Source organism: Aequorivita sp. 609, from assembly GCF_014212065.1.
Classification (GTDB): Bacteria; Bacteroidota; Bacteroidia; order Flavobacteriales; family Flavobacteriaceae; genus Aequorivita; species Aequorivita sinensis.
In genome coordinates this window covers 82340-97144 of sequence record NZ_JACJVM010000034.1, presented here as the reverse complement: position 1 = coordinate 97144, position 14805 = coordinate 82340, and the positions used below count along the sequence as shown (strand labels likewise).

15 protein-coding genes are annotated in these 14805 nt (G+C 34.9%); 8 read left to right on the top strand and 7 right to left on the bottom strand.

Going from position 1 to position 14805, the window contains the following annotated elements; genetic code table 11:
• On the top strand, positions 1-762 hold the full coding sequence (locus H4O20_RS09945) for an SH3 domain-containing protein (RefSeq protein ID WP_185099148.1): 762 nt from the start codon (positions 1-3) through the stop codon (positions 760-762).
• 62 nt (positions 763-824) lie between these two features.
• On the opposite strand, the gene pyk is transcribed toward H4O20_RS09945, so the two are convergent.
• The 5 genes from pyk to H4O20_RS09920 form a co-directional block, all read right to left on the bottom strand.
• Positions 825-2252: a pyruvate kinase gene (pyk, locus tag H4O20_RS09940; protein ID WP_185099147.1), complete on the bottom strand. Its 1428-nt coding sequence runs from the start codon at positions 2250-2252 to the stop codon at positions 825-827.
• Complete coding sequence (locus tag H4O20_RS09935; RefSeq protein ID WP_139853972.1) at positions 2253-2744, bottom strand: IPExxxVDY family protein; 492 nt, start codon at positions 2742-2744, stop codon at positions 2253-2255.
• 242 nt (positions 2745-2986) lie between these two features.
• Positions 2987-3730: a ribonuclease III gene (gene rnc / locus H4O20_RS09930; protein ID WP_185099146.1), complete on the bottom strand. Its 744-nt coding sequence runs from the start codon at positions 3728-3730 to the stop codon at positions 2987-2989.
• Positions 3731-4984 carry a beta-ketoacyl-ACP synthase II gene (gene fabF / locus H4O20_RS09925; RefSeq protein ID WP_185099145.1) on the bottom strand — a complete coding sequence of 418 codons (1254 nt, stop codon included), beginning with the start codon at positions 4982-4984 and terminating at the stop codon, positions 3731-3733.
• Positions 4985-4993: 9 nt separating this feature from the next.
• Positions 4994-5227, bottom strand: a complete 234-nt coding sequence (locus tag H4O20_RS09920) for an acyl carrier protein (RefSeq protein WP_014781833.1) — start codon at positions 5225-5227, stop codon at positions 4994-4996.
• Between the two features lie 221 nt (positions 5228-5448).
• Here H4O20_RS09920 and H4O20_RS09915 point away from each other — a divergent pair, with 221 nt between their 5' ends.
• Together H4O20_RS09915 and H4O20_RS09910 are read left to right on the top strand one after the other, a co-directional pair.
• Complete coding sequence (locus H4O20_RS09915) at positions 5449-6021, top strand: phosphoribosylglycinamide formyltransferase (RefSeq protein ID WP_139853969.1); 573 nt, start codon at positions 5449-5451, stop codon at positions 6019-6021.
• Positions 6014-6646 (top strand): viroplasmin family protein, encoded by a 633-nt coding sequence (locus tag H4O20_RS09910; protein WP_185099144.1) that lies wholly within the window; start codon positions 6014-6016, stop codon positions 6644-6646. Before H4O20_RS09915 ends, H4O20_RS09910 begins: the two co-directional genes overlap by 8 nt.
• 2 nt (positions 6647-6648) lie before the next feature.
• On the opposite strand, the gene H4O20_RS09905 is transcribed toward H4O20_RS09910, so the two are convergent.
• Together H4O20_RS09905 and H4O20_RS09900 are read right to left on the bottom strand one after the other, a co-directional pair.
• Positions 6649-8184, bottom strand: a complete 1536-nt coding sequence (locus tag H4O20_RS09905) for a hypothetical protein (RefSeq protein ID WP_185099143.1) — start codon at positions 8182-8184, stop codon at positions 6649-6651.
• A 154-nt stretch (positions 8185-8338) separates the two neighbouring features.
• On the bottom strand, positions 8339-9094 hold the full coding sequence (locus tag H4O20_RS09900) for an SDR family NAD(P)-dependent oxidoreductase (RefSeq protein WP_185099142.1): 756 nt from the start codon (positions 9092-9094) through the stop codon (positions 8339-8341).
• Positions 9095-9234: 140 nt separating this feature from the next.
• Here H4O20_RS09900 and H4O20_RS09895 point away from each other — a divergent pair, with 140 nt between their 5' ends.
• The 5 genes from H4O20_RS09895 to H4O20_RS09875 all read left to right on the top strand — a co-directional run bounded on the left by H4O20_RS09895 (position 9235) and on the right by H4O20_RS09875 (position 14805).
• Positions 9235-10020: a DUF4382 domain-containing protein gene (locus tag H4O20_RS09895; RefSeq protein WP_185099141.1), complete on the top strand. Its 786-nt coding sequence runs from the start codon at positions 9235-9237 to the stop codon at positions 10018-10020.
• 155 nt (positions 10021-10175) lie between these two features.
• Complete coding sequence (locus H4O20_RS09890) at positions 10176-11180, top strand: MoxR family ATPase (RefSeq protein ID WP_139853964.1); 1005 nt, start codon at positions 10176-10178, stop codon at positions 11178-11180.
• 85 nt (positions 11181-11265) lie between these two features.
• The gene (locus H4O20_RS09885; RefSeq protein WP_139853963.1) at positions 11266-12129 is read left to right on the top strand and encodes a DUF58 domain-containing protein; all 864 of its coding nucleotides are present in this window, start codon (positions 11266-11268) and stop codon (positions 12127-12129) included.
• Between the two features lie 56 nt (positions 12130-12185).
• The gene (locus H4O20_RS09880) at positions 12186-13811 is read left to right on the top strand and encodes a hypothetical protein (protein ID WP_185099140.1); all 1626 of its coding nucleotides are present in this window, start codon (positions 12186-12188) and stop codon (positions 13809-13811) included.
• Positions 13801-14805: a VWA domain-containing protein gene (locus H4O20_RS09875; protein ID WP_139853961.1), complete on the top strand. Its 1005-nt coding sequence runs from the start codon at positions 13801-13803 to the stop codon at positions 14803-14805. Before H4O20_RS09880 ends, H4O20_RS09875 begins: the two co-directional genes overlap by 11 nt.

Sequence of the window (14805 nt, the reverse complement as noted above, 5' to 3'; positions counted from 1 at the left end):
ATGAAGACTGTAGCTATCTCTATTTTTGCCTTTTTAGGTTTCGCATTATTATTTTCTTGTAAAAGTGATGTAAAAAACAACGAAGAAACTCAAACTGTCGTAACCGATTCTATTCCGGTAGAAACCAATCCGGATTATATGTATGTTACTGCTGTAAGTGGGTTGACTTTACGTGAATTTCCAAATTTGCAAAGTTCAAAATTGGCTGTTATGCCTTTGGGTACCAAAGTGAAAATTGTAAAAGCCGAAGGAAAAACAACCATGAATGTTGGTGGGATAGATGGAGCAATGGATGAGGTTGAATTTAACAACAAAAAAGGGTATGCTTTTAATGGCTTTATGTCTAAGTTTTATCCTCCTGGAGAAAGTGCAGTTGCAAAAAATTATGCCGAAGAACTCAAAAAAGATTTCCCAAAAGTAATTTATTCTGAAGCTTCTGGCGGAACGGCAAGCAAGCCCACAAATACAGAGACCATAATTTTACCTACAGATAAGTGGCACGAGGGGTTTTTTAATGCACAGCAACTTTTCAATATCCCAAGGGTATTTGCCTTTCCAAATCCTAAAGGTGCAAATAGTGAAACGCAACATAACAACAATAAAAAGAAAACCGATTTTATAAGCGAATTAGTGATTTCGCGTGAAGAAAATGAGCTTAAAAAGATAGTGTATAACTACAAAACTTCTGGTTTTGGGTATTCGGTAACTATTACTAAAGAAGCAAATGGAATGAAAATCGAAATGGTTGAATTTGCCGATTAATAAATGAATAGATAAACAAAAAATGGTCCGGGAAGACCATTTTTTGTTTGTTATAATAAATCTTATACCTGCGAAACTCGCAATGTATTCACCATTCCTTTATCCACAATGGGCATCGCCGCAAGGTTGATTAGATAGTCTCCTTTGGTTACAAATCCTTTTTCCGAAGCAATTCTGTTTACATCTTCTACGGTTTCATCTGTACTCACATATTTATCGTAATAGAACGCTTTTACGCCCCATAAAAGATTTAGTCGAGCAAGAATACGTTTATTGCTAGTAAAGGCTAAGATAAACGCTGAGGGACGCCAAGCTGAAATTTGAAAAGCAGTGTACCCACTATTTGTTAGTGTACAAATTGCTTTAGCTTCAATTTCGTTTGCCATCAATGCTGCGTGGTAACAAATAGATTTGGTAATGTAGCGGTTAGTTTTTACTTGTGGCGGATTTTGTGGTACGCGTATTAAATCGGAATTTTCTACGCTCTTTAAAATTTTAGCCATTGTTTTAATAACTGCAACGGGATAATTACCCACCGAAGTCTCTCCAGAAAGCATCACCGCATCTGCACCGTCCATTACAGAGTTTGCAACATCGTTTACTTCTGCACGTGTAGGTGTTAATGATGTTATCATTGTTTCCATCATTTGGGTTGCGATAATAACAGGAATTCGTGCGCGCTTAGCAGTTAAAACCAATTCTTTTTGAATTAGCGGTACCTCTTCAGCTGGAACTTCTACTCCTAAATCACCTCGAGCAACCATCAAGCCATCGCAATAAGCTACAATTCGGTCAATATTTTTAACAGCTTCGGGCTTTTCAATTTTTGCGATGATTGGAATTTTATAATCACAATGTGCTTCAATAAGAGCTTGTAGCTCCTTTAAATCATCTGAATTTCGTACGAATGAAAGGGCAATCCAATCTACTTGTTGCTCTATTGCAAATACAGCATCAGCTTTGTCTTTTGGTGTAAGTGCTGGAAGAGAAAGCTTGGTATTTGGTAGGTTTACACCCTTTTTAGAGCGTAAAGGTCCACCTTGAATAACCTTTACTTTTACTTCATTTTTCTTATTAGTTTTTAAAACTTCAAAAATAAGTTTACCGTCGTCAAGTAGTACTCGTTCTCCAACTTGAACATCTTTAGGAAAATTGTCGTAATTCATATAGACTTTCTCCTTAGTGCCTTCAAATTCTTCACCAGTACAAAAACTAAGTTCATCTCCTGGTTGTAGGACAACCTCTTCTTTCATTACACCTACACGAAGTTTAGGTCCTTGAAGGTCACCTAAAATGGCAACATGAAGACTTAATTCGTCCGAAAGTTTACGAATTGTTGCAATATTCGATTTAACGGTATCGTAATCTGCATGCGAGAAGTTTATTCTAAAAACATCCACACCTTCCAATATCATACTTTTTATGGTCTCTTCACTATTTGTTGCAGGACCAAGTGTTGCAACTATTTTAGTTCTCTTTTGGTTTGACATTTAATCAAAAATTAAATTGTTCTTAGATTTTATTTTTTCGGTTTCTACAAAATAAGCCGAAATAATTTGTTTTATTTTATTGATTTCTGAAATTAAAGACTCAATAGGAAAACTTCCATAATCCGTTTGAATCTTTAAAAAGTAATCTACATTTTTCATTTCTGGCAATAAGTAATGTGTTGTTGCTTTTTCTGAAACTGACTCAGAAAATAAGCCTCCCGAACTTTGTAAACTCGCCTCCATCATTTTGCACTTATTTGCTACTAAATAAAAGCTATTATAATCTTTTAAATCTTCATAAGCATAAAGTGGAAACAAGATTATTTTTCCATCAGATGAAAAGTCTAAGTCTTTCTTACTTCTTTTAAACTTAGTGTTTAAAAATTGGTTTAGCAAATAGGCTAGCTTATAATCCTCTTCACTACAATGTATGGCCACTAATGAGAAAGGATCTTCCATTTCATCATCGTATAAAAGTTTGTGGGTAGCCATTTTTTTGAATTTTTGGTTTAGCGGTGGGTATTGCTAAAGAAATAGATTATTAAAGTACAAAAATAAGCAAGTTACAGCTTGTTTTATTTAAATTCAATGTTATTATTTATACAGCGAGGTATTAAATTATGTATTAGTTTTTAATGTATAAAAACCAATTATAGATAAATACGAAAAGTGTAGAAATAGTAAGATTAGAATAAGTAGTAGAAAGTATTTTAAACAGGAAATTGTCGACAAGTTTAATGCTTTTCGCTGTCAACTTTTATCTTAAGCTTATAGAAGGCTCTTTTGGCTGCGCGTTCTTCTGCTTTTTTCTTGGAAGTGGCCCTAGCTTTTGTAATCACTTCATTATCAAGTTTTAATCGAACGGCAAAATGTTTTAATTGATCTTTGCCATTGTCTTCATAAGTCTCAAAATTGAACTGCTTTTTATTTTTCTGACACCATTCAATAAAAAGACTTTTGTAGCTAATTACCTTTCCTTCTAGTTTTTTAATATCTACGTAAGGTTTAATAACTCTTTTTTGAATAAATTTCTCACAATACTTAAATCCTCTGTCTAAGTAAATTGCTCCAACTAATGCTTCAAATACATTTCCGTAGATATTTCCGCTAAATTGTTGAGTTGGAATTGTAGTTTTTAGGAATTTAATAAGTTGTAAATCGCGGCCTAATTCGTTTAAATGTTCACGACTAACCACTTTACTTCTCATTTTTGTAAGATATCCTTCGTTGCCATCTGGAACTTTTTTAAAAAGGTGTGCGGCTATAACTGAGCCCAGCATAGCATCTCCTAAAAATTCGAGACGTTCATAATTTTGCGGTTGCCCGTCATCGTTTTTTTCATTTGTAGAACGATGCGTAAAGGCAGTTTCATAAATAGAGATATCCTTCGGTCTAAAGCCTAGTATTTTTTTTAGAGAATTGGAAAATTCCCCATTCTTTTCAGAACGGGAAGAAAATATGTTTTTAAATGAAGCCATTTAGGCATCGATTTTTTTAAAGAGCACACAAGCGTTGTGCCCACCAAAACCAAAAGTATTACTCATAGCCACGTTAATCTCGCGCTTTTGAGCTTTATTTAAAGTTAAGTTTAAAGAGGGATCTATATTTTTATCTACTGTAGTATGGTTTATAGTAGGTGGAACAATCCCATGTTCCATAGCCAGAATAGAGGCAATAGCCTCAATGGCTCCGGCAGCACCTAATAGGTGTCCGGTCATAGACTTAGTTGAATTAATATTAATGTCTTTAGCGTGTTCACCAAAAACATTTACAATTGCTTTCAACTCTGCTACGTCTCCTAGTGGAGTAGATGTACCGTGAGTGTTTATTGTATCTACGTCATTCGTACTCATATTAGCGTCGCGTAACGTATTCAACATCACTCGTTCTACCCCGATACCGTCTGGATGTGGAGCGGTCATATGATAAGCATCGCTGCTCATACCACCTCCTACAACTTCGGCGTAAATTTTTGCGCCACGCTTTTTAGCGTGTTCGTATTCTTCTAAGATAAGTGCACCTGCACCTTCTCCTAAAACAAATCCGTCACGAGTAGCATCGAAAGGGCGTGAAGCCGTTTCTGGGCTTTCGTTACGGGTTGATAATGCGTGCATTGCGTTAAATCCACCCATTCCTGCCATTGTTACTGCTGCTTCACTTCCACCAGTTACAATAACATCACAATGACCTAAACGAATATAGTTTAGAGCATCAATTAATGCATTTGCAGAGGATGCACATGCCGAAACAGTTGTATAATTTGGCCCCATAAAGCCGTGTTTTATAGAGATGTTTCCTGGTGCAATATCCGCAATCATTTTTGGGATAAAGAAGGGGTTGAAACGCGGCGTTCCATCCCCTTCTGCAAAGTTTATCACTTCATTTTGAAAAGTTTCTAACCCGCCAATTCCTGCTCCCCAAATAACACCAACGCGGAATTTATCAACCTCATCGAGGTTTAATCCAGCGTCAATTATAGCTTCATCAGAAGATACAAGTGCATATTGGGCAAAACGATCGAGTTTTCGGGCTTCTTTCCTGTCAAAATGATCTAATGCGTTGAAATTCTTCAGTTCGCAAGCGAATTTTGTTTTGAACTTTTCGGGATCAAAATACGTAATAGGGGCGCAGCCGCTTTTACCAGCCACAAGGGCATCCCAATACTCTTGAATATTGTTACCAATAGGGGTAAGTGCACCCAATCCTGTTACTACAACTCGCTTTAACTCCATGGAAGAATCTTATTTTGCTGCTTCTATATAGGAAATTGCTTGACCTACTGTGGCGATGTTTTCTGCTTGGTCGTCTGGAATCTGGATATCAAATTCTTTTTCAAATTCCATTATAAGCTCAACCGTATCTAGTGAGTCTGCTCCTAAGTCGTTTGTGAAGCTAGCTTCGTTAACAACTTCATTTTCGTCTACACCTAATTTGTCTACGATAATAGCTTTTACTCTTGATGCAATGTCTGACATAATTCTTGATTTTAAATTTTAATTATAAGTGGCAAAAATAAAATATTTTAATTGAAAACACCATTTAATGTTGAAAATGTGAATTTAGTAATTTTTATTCATTTCACACGAGTTCAAAATTTGGAAACCAATTTAAACATTTTTAGGCGAAGTGAAACCCTATTGCCGTACTTTTGTTATTAATTTGTAAATAATACTTCTGAAAAACTTAGGAAACTGAAATGAAGAAACGAATTGTAATTTTTGCGTCGGGTAATGGTACCAATGCCGAGAACATAATTAAATACTTTCAACGATCTCAATCTGCCGAGGTCGTTCTGGTGCTTTCAAACAAGAAGGATGCCAAAGTGTTAGATAAAGCTAAAAGCTTGAATGTACAAGCAATGAGCTTTAGTAAAAGTGAGTTATTTTCTGAAGATGGAGTATTAAATATATTAAAAGAAATCAATCCTAACTTAATAGTGTTGGCAGGTTTTCTTTTAAAGTTTCCTAAAATTATTCTAAAAGACTTTCCCGAAAAAGTAATAAATATTCACCCTGCATTACTTCCGAAATATGGAGGAAAAGGCATGTATGGCAGTTTTGTACACCAAGCGGTAATGGATAATAATGAAAAAGAAACAGGGATAACTATTCATTATGTTAACGAAAATTACGACGAAGGAGCGATAATTTCACAGCACAGTGTCACCCTTTCTGAGAATGAAACAGTAGATGCAATTGCAGAAAAAGTTCATAATTTGGAATATAAATGGTTCCCTAAAGTAATAGAAGACATCTTACTTAATGGCTAAGAAAAAGAAATATTATGTAGTTTGGTTTGGAAATCCCACTGGTATTTTTGACAGTTGGGCAAAATGCAAACGCGCAATTGATGGTATTGCAGGAGCTCAATATAAAAGTTTTGAGTCCTTTGAAGAGGCCCAGAAAGCATATAATAAAGAGTATGCAGATTATAAAGGAAAAACAACCAAGAAAACGCTTTCAAAAGATCAGCTAAAAAAAATAGGTGAGCCTAATCTATATTCTATAGCAGTAGATGCTGCATCTAGTGGTAATCCTGGAATTATGGAATACCGTGGAGTAGATACACAAACCAAAAAACAATTATTTCATCAAGGGCCTTTTAAACAGGGGACAAATAATATTGGAGAGTTTTTAGCACTCGTACATGGTCTAGCTTTTTTAAAGAAAAACAATAGCGATCGTATTATATATAGTGACTCGCGAATTGCTATGGGTTGGGTGAAAAAGAAAAAATGTAACACTAAACTTAAGCAAACGACTAAGAATAAGGAGCTTTTCGAGCTTGTTGCTCGAGCAGAAAATTGGCTAAAAACCAATACTTACACTACTACGATAGTAAAATGGGAAACCAAAGCATGGGGTGAAATTCCAGCGGATTTTGGCCGAAAATAAGGTTATAGGTTAATTTTCAGTATCCAAATTTTATTAAAGTACTCTAAATCCTTTGTTTTTTGCCATTTGTCATAAATTGGTAGTATAGACTTATTGTTAGCGATATATATATAGTACCAATTATTTGCTGGATTAATATAGGTTTTAGGTGTGTATCCTTTTTCTGCTAAATATTTTGACCAGCTTTTAGCATTGTCTAATTCTGCAAATACATTCGTAATAAGATAATAGCCAGAAACTAAACCAGGGATATTAACAGATTCGATGTTTAAAGTTCTTAATAGTAGTTCTTCTTCAGAAAGTTCTAAGGGTTCACTCTCTACTTCTTTTTCAGCCTTATTATTTAATGATGTTACTTCTGAGTTAGCGCTGACTGTTTTAGGTGTAAAGGCTATTGTAGAATTATCATCTTGAGCTTCTCTTGTTTTTTCTTCTAAATACTCCTTGTTTATTTCAGTCTCAAAAGCTGCAAAAAACATGTAGTAGCGGTCTTTTTTTGTTTCAAACTGAAGCTTTACCTCTGTAGTGGAATTGTTTAGTAAGTTATTTTTTGGATTGGGTATTTCCATTTTTAATAAATCAAATCCTAAGGTATTTGTGCTAGCAGGATTTCTTTTTGAAGAGTTTTCGCTGCCTAAAGTAATAGAGCTGTTAAAGAAATTCTTTTTATCTCTCATCGGCGTACTTAGTGCTTCAAATCTTCTTTTCTTCTTATTGAATATTGAAACTTGATCAGACTTTATATTTCTGTCGCCTTCCATAGCAGCTAACGCTATTGTAGTTTTAAAGTCGCCTTCTTCCTTACTTTTAAAATTCTTGAAATTTATTGTTACTGCATTGTTGCTTACTTCAGAGAGTCCATTATATGTAGTAAAATATTTAGGGCTTTCATTTTCATCTTCATAAACAATATACAATAGCCATCCAGCAGATCCACCTCCTAAAATCTTGCCTTCAGTTGCTTTAATGTTTGCTGCAGTATAGGTGCCATTGCGTGAAGTTAAGTTTTGTATCGTTTGGGTAATATCGGCATAACATACATAAGGTGAGTTTTCAATAAATAGATTTGATGAATAACTATCAAAAACTACCTCTCCAACTACATCTTCATAAGTACCATTTGGAGTTTTAAACTTAATTGAATTTACAATAGTGTCTCTTTGGCCTTTTCCTACGTGAACTAATTTGTTTCTTGATTCACGTAAAGCACTCGTTTTGTATGGATATAGCCCATACCAATAAAGCTCAGCATGTGCAATTCTAGCCCCATTTTTTAGATTTGATATGTCTGCCTGACTTGAGCTAAATGTAGAAGGATCGCCGTCAACATCAATATATTTCATATTTACCTCATCGTTAGAAATTTTAGTATTCATTAATGGGTTGGTGGGATGGTGTCCTAAAATATTATTTCCGATGAGAACAGAGTTTCCGTGCAGAAATATTTTCTTGTTTTCTTTAAATCGAGCACCTTCTTGTGCTGAAGTTGTAACAAATATAAAAAAGCAAATAATTGAAATAAATGAGGAGATTTTCATGCTTAGGGATTAGAGAATTTGCGTCACTTTAATAATCCTCTAAAGTATAGAATTGTTAAATAACATCCAATTTCTTAAACACAGAGTTTTGTATCTTTTTCAAGAATTAAAAATTCTTCCCCTACAAGCATGACTTAGTCCAAAATATTTTGGCTTAGTTTTTATTAATTATGGTAGATGAAGCTTGGTCTAAGCACATAACAGTTAAATCTGCAATATTAACGTGAGGTGGGCGTGTTACAGCAAACCATATAACTTCGGCAATGTCCTTTGGTTTTAAAGGGGTGTATCTTCGGTAAACTTGATCAGCTTTTTCAGTATCTCCTTTAAATCGGACCTTGCTGAATTCGGTTTCTACTAATCCTGGATTTATAGCACCAACCTTAATTCCTTTTCCGTTTAAATCGATTCGCATTCCTTGATTTATGGCGTCTACAGCGTGTTTACTTGCGCAATAAACGTTTCCTTTAGGATAGACTTCTTTCCCTGCTGTGCTGCCAATGTTGATAATATGACCGCTTTTACGCTCAATCATATTTGGAAGAATTGATTTTGAAACGTACAATAATCCCTTCACATTAATATCTAACATTGCATCCCAATCGTCAATACTTCCTTCGTCTATATTTTCTAATCCGTGAGCATTTCCAGCATTGTTGATTAATATATCAATGTTCGAAAAGTTCTTCGGAAGTGACTTTATTTCTGAAATAACTTCTTCTTTATTTCGAACATCAAAACTCAATGTGTGAACTTCTGTCAATAAGGAAAGCTCCTTCGCTAAAGATTCTAATCTGTCTTTTCTCCTTCCGCAGATAATTAATTTAAGGCCGTTTTTGGCAAATAGTTTAGCTGTTGCCATCCCAATTCCAGAAGTTGCTCCGGTTATAAAAGCTATTTTATTTTGCATTTTTCAGAATTTCTAATGTTATAATTAAGAGTTTATAGGAAGGTTAAAGTTGGTTAAAAGCAAGGTTAAAAATTCCTAAAGAGATAAAATTTTCATATTCATGTAAATATGTTTGTAAAACTAATTCTAAAAAAATAAATATGAAATCCCTTTTTAAATTAAGCTTAATAGCAATGTTATTTGCAGGGTTAGCATCTTGCAGCAACGATGATGATTCTAATCCAAATATTAATGAAGGCAATGCAAAATTGGCCTTAAGATTAACCGATGCGCCGGGTGATTACGAAGCTGTATTTGTAGATGTTGAAGAAGTAGTTATTAAATATAACGGTGGACAAGAAGATGTTGCGTTAGGCATTAATGCTGGTATTTACGACTTATTGGAGTTAACTGCTGGTGTAAATGTGTTGTTGTATGATGATGAAGTTCCTGCTGGGAAAATTAGTCAAATTAGAATGATTTTAGGCGACGAGAATTCTATAGTGGTAAATGGAGAAGTTCATCCATTGGCAACTCCAAGCGCACAACAATCTGGATTAAAAATTCAAGTAAACGAAACTTTCGAACCAGGTGTTTTGTATGAATTTATGCTCGATTTTGATGTAGACAAGTCTATTGTATCCCAAGGAAATGGTGGTTACAGTCTAAAACCTGTAATTAGAGCATCATCGGTTGCTGAAAGTGGAGCAATTTCTGGAAAGATCTTTCCTGCAGGTAATTTAACAATGATTACTGCTGTAAACGGACCCATTGAAATTTCGACTTATGCGAATGCTCAAGGTGATTTTCTGTTAAGTGCTGTTCCTGATGGAGTTTATACTGTAACTATTCAAGCGGATTTAGCTTTAGGTCTTCCAGCTGTTGTTGTTGAAAATGTTATTGTTGAGCAAGGAGAAGTAACCAATATGGGTGTAATTAATTTATAATTCTAAATTACAGATATTTAGCATTAACAAAAAAGGGGGAAACTTTAAGTTTTCCTCTTTTTTAATTTAACCAATTGTTAACAGCGTTTTTAGCAATTATTGCACAATTTGCAGCAACTTTTTAAAAAGCATTCTACATTGAATCTAAATACAATATGGAAAACACAAATTCGACCTTTGACATAGGAGCGTTAAATGAAAAAATTGAGAGAGAAAGTGCCTTTGTGGACATTCTCACCATGGAAATGAACAAGGTTATCGTGGGCCAAAAGCATATGGTGGAACGCCTTATGATTGGTTTGCTAGGGCAAGGGCACATTCTGCTTGAGGGGGTTCCTGGTCTTGCAAAAACACTTGCAATTAATACACTCGCAAAAGCTGTTCACGGCAGCTTTAGCCGAATTCAGTTTACGCCAGATTTGCTTCCTGCAGATGTTGTGGGAACGATGATTTACAATATGAAAGTCAACGACTTTAGTATTAAAAAAGGACCAATTTTTGCCAATTTTGTTCTTGCAGATGAAATTAACCGTGCCCCAGCTAAAGTGCAATCTGCGCTTTTGGAGGCGATGCAGGAAAAACAAGTTACAATTGGGGAGACTACTTTTAAGCTAGAAAAGCCATTTCTTGTTATGGCTACCCAAAACCCAGTTGAGCAAGAAGGTACTTATCCTTTACCTGAAGCACAAGTGGACCGTTTTATGCTGAAAACAGTTATAAAATATCCGCAAATCGCTGAAGAACAACTAATCATTCGTCAAAACTTAAAAGGTGGATTCGAGCAAGTAAATCCTGTTGCTTCTGTAGAACAAATTTTAAGAGCTCAAGCTTCTGTTCGTGAAGTTTATATGGATGAAAAGATTGAAAAATATATTCTAGACATCATATTTGCTACAAGAACTCCAGAAAATTATGGTTTATCAGATTTGAAGCCACTTATTAATTTTGGAGCATCTCCGCGTGGAAGTATCAACCTTGCTATAGCTGCCAAATGTTACGCCTTTATCCGTCGTCGTGGTTATGTGATTCCAGAGGATGTGCGTGCTGTTGTACACGATGTACTTCGCCATAGAATTGGTATTACCTACGAAGCAGAGGCAGAAAACATCACTTCAGAAGACATCATCAACAAGATTGTTAATGTAATTGAGGTACCGTAAGATTTGCGAATTTAGAATGCCGATTTACGATTTTAATGCTGTATAGCAGTCGTAAATCTAAAATCGTATATCGTAAATAAAAGCAATGGATACAAAAGAACTTCTCAAAAAAGTACGAAAAATCGAGATTAAAACACGTCGCTTAAGCGATCATGTGTTTGGTGGCGAGTACCACAGTACTTTTAAAGGTCGTGGTATGACGTTTAGCGAAGTTAGAAAATACCAATTTGGAGATGATGTTCGTAATATAGATTGGAATGTTACAGCTCGTTACAATGAGCCTTTTGTAAAAGTTTTTGAAGAAGAACGAGAGCTTACCCTTATGCTAATGGTAGACATTAGCGGTTCTGAGTTTTTTGGAACTCAAGAGCAATTTAAAAATGAAATAGTGACTGAAATTGCCGCAACGCTGGCCTTTTCAGCAATGCAGAATAATGATAAAATTGGGCTAATTCTTTTTTCGGATGACATTGAATTATTTATCCCACCCAAAAAAGGAAAGTCGCACGTACTAAGAATTATCCGAGAACTAATTGAATTCAAACCTAAGAGTAACAAAACTGATATTTCTAACGCATTAAAATTTTTAAGTAGCGTAATGAAAAAGAAAGCTATTGTTTTTGTGCTTTCCGATTTTATTGCAGACAATTATCGAGACACCTTGAAAATTGCAGCAAAAAAACACGATGTGACTGGAATTAGAATTTACGATAAAGCCGAAGAAAACATTCCAAATTTAGGGATGGTTCAAATGGAAGATAAAGAAACAGGAGAATTAATTTTAGTAAACACAGCCTCAAAAAGTGTCCGTAATCAATATTACAGTTATCATCGTGAGCGCGTAAATTACTTTACCGAATCTTTTACAAAAAGTGGGGCAGGAGCTTTGAGTTCTAGGGTTGATGAAAGTTATGTAAAGAAATTATTAGGCTATTTTAAAAGACGTTAGATTTTAAACTTGAGATGTTAGATTTTAGACAAAATAATAACCAGAACTACAGAAAGTTGAGCTTTCAGAGCAACCGCTATTTTCTTTTTTCGCTATTCTTTGTATTATTTTCTTTCCTCTCAAATGCTCAAGTAAGTTTTTCTGTAGATTCTACGAAAATCAAAATTGGAGAAGAAATTCTTTATACTATTAAAGTAGAAGCCGATTCTTCTGATATTATTAGGTTTCAGGAAGAGCAAACTTTTATGCCTTTGGAGTTGATAGAATCTTATAAGGCAGATACTACTTTTGAAGGAGCTAAATATCAGCTCATTAAAAAATACGGCTTAACGCAGTTTGATAGTGGTAAATACACTATTCCTCCTCAGATTATCTTTATTAACGAAAAACCGTTTTTTACTGATTCTGTTAAAGTAGAAGTAAACGACGTAATTATTGATACTACTAAGCAGAAAATGTTCGACATTAAACCTGCGGTAGAAGTGAAAAATCCACCTTTTGATTGGCTTCAACTATTGTACTGGTTAATTCCAATACTTCTTATTGTTGGTCTTGCAATTTATTTTTTCAGAAGAAAAACGAGAAAAGATGCTGAACAAAAGCAATTACCTCCTTATGAAGAAGCAATTGTAGCGCTTAAACAACTTGATAATTCTCAGTTGCTTAAGGAAAATAAAAGTAAAGAATACTATAGTAATCTTACTGAAATTGTAAAACGTTATCTCGATCGTGAGGTTGACGAAGCTGCACTAGAAAGCACGAGTGATGAGCTTATCACCCGATTGATGATGCATAGAGATGCTGGAAGTTTCGACTTCGATTTGGAAACTATTCGCAAGCTTGATGCAATTTTTAAACGTGCCGATTTGGTGAAATTCGCTAAAATGAACCAAGAAACCGGTCAAGCGGTTGTAGATAGAAAAACAATAGAAGAGATCATTAATGAAACTCATGAGGCTGTTCCGGAGCCAACAGAAGAAGAGTTGTTAGAAACTCAAGAATATCTTGAAAAACTGGAGAAGAAACGCAAGCGCAGAAAGTTAATACTTGGAATTTCAGGAGTACTTGTAGCCATCATTTTAGCAGGTGTTGTTTATGGAAGTATAACAGGTTTTGACAATCTAAAAGATAAAGTTTTTGGTAACGAACTAAGGGAGCTCTCTGAAAATAAATGGATAAAAAGTGAATACGGATTTCCAGCTGTAATTATTGAAACGCCTGAAGTGCTTGTGCGTGTAGAAGCACAAGATGCAAATGCAGAAAATAGTATGATAAGTGGAAAAGATTATTTCATTTACGGTGAAATGAAATCTCCATTACATATAATGGTTTCAACAACACGTTTTAGTCAGAAACAAGATATTGCTTTAGAAAATGCTTTGGAAGCTGTTCTTCAAGACTTAGAGCAACGAGGTGCCAAAAACTTAATCGTAAAACGAGACGACTTTGAAACTGATAAAGGAATAAAAGGAGTTAGAGCCTATGGTGAATTCAATGTTCAAGTTTTAGATTCGAAAGTGTTAAAAGAGAAAAGCACATACGAATTATTGCTTTTTGCTCAGCAAAATGGCCTGCAAGAAGTGTTGTTAGTATATCAAGACGATGGCAAATATGCCGAAGAAATTAAAGAAAGAATTATAGCTTCAATTGAGCTAGAAATTTCAGAGAAAGATGGGCAGTAATTTCGAATTTGTAAATCCGCAGTTTTTCTGGTTGTTTTTAATACTTCCAGTGCTTGTGCTATGGTATTTATGGAAGCGAAAACAACAAACAGCCTCTCTAAAAATATCATCTGTACAAGGTTTTAAAACAGGAAGAAACTGGTTGGCAAAATTAAAACCTTTGCTATTTGTATTACGTCTTTTAGCGCTTTCAGCAATAATCGTTGCTTTAGCACGCCCAAGAACAGTAGATGAAACCACAAAAACCAAAACAACACGTGGGATTGATATTGTAATGGCAATAGACGTTTCGGCAAGTATGTTGGCAAGAGATTTAAAGCCCAATAGATTGGAAGCGTTAAAAACTGTTGCCGCTAGATTTATTAATGGTCGTCCAAATGATAGAATTGGTTTGGTGGAATATGCGGGAGAGAGCTTTACAAGAACCCCAATTACAAGTGATAAAACTATTGTTCTATCTTCTTTAAAAAATGTAACCTATAACACTACTATTGAAGGAGGAACTGCAATTGGGTCGGGATTGGCAACAGCGGTAAATAGACTAAAGGATAGTCGTGCCAAGAGTAAAGTAATTATTTTGCTTACAGATGGTGTAAACAACTCAGGGTTTATCGATCCAAAAATTGCAAGTGAATTGGCAGTTGAATTTGGGATAAAAGTTTATACCATTGGATTGGGAAGTAATGGTATGGCGATGTCTCCTATTGCAATTCGTCCAGACGGTGGGTTTCAATACGGGAACGTTAAGGTGGAAATCGATGAAGCTTTAATGAAGGATATAGCCAATAAAACAGGCGGACAATATTTCCGTGCGACAAATAACACCAAGTTAGAGCAGATTTACGAAGAGATTAATAAACTAGAAAAAACCGATATTGAAGAATTCAAATTCACAAACTACGACGAAATGTTCCGTCCATTTGTGATTTTCGCATTAATTCTATTAGGGCTTGAGTTTTTGTTGCGAACAACAATATTTAAAGGATTTTTATAA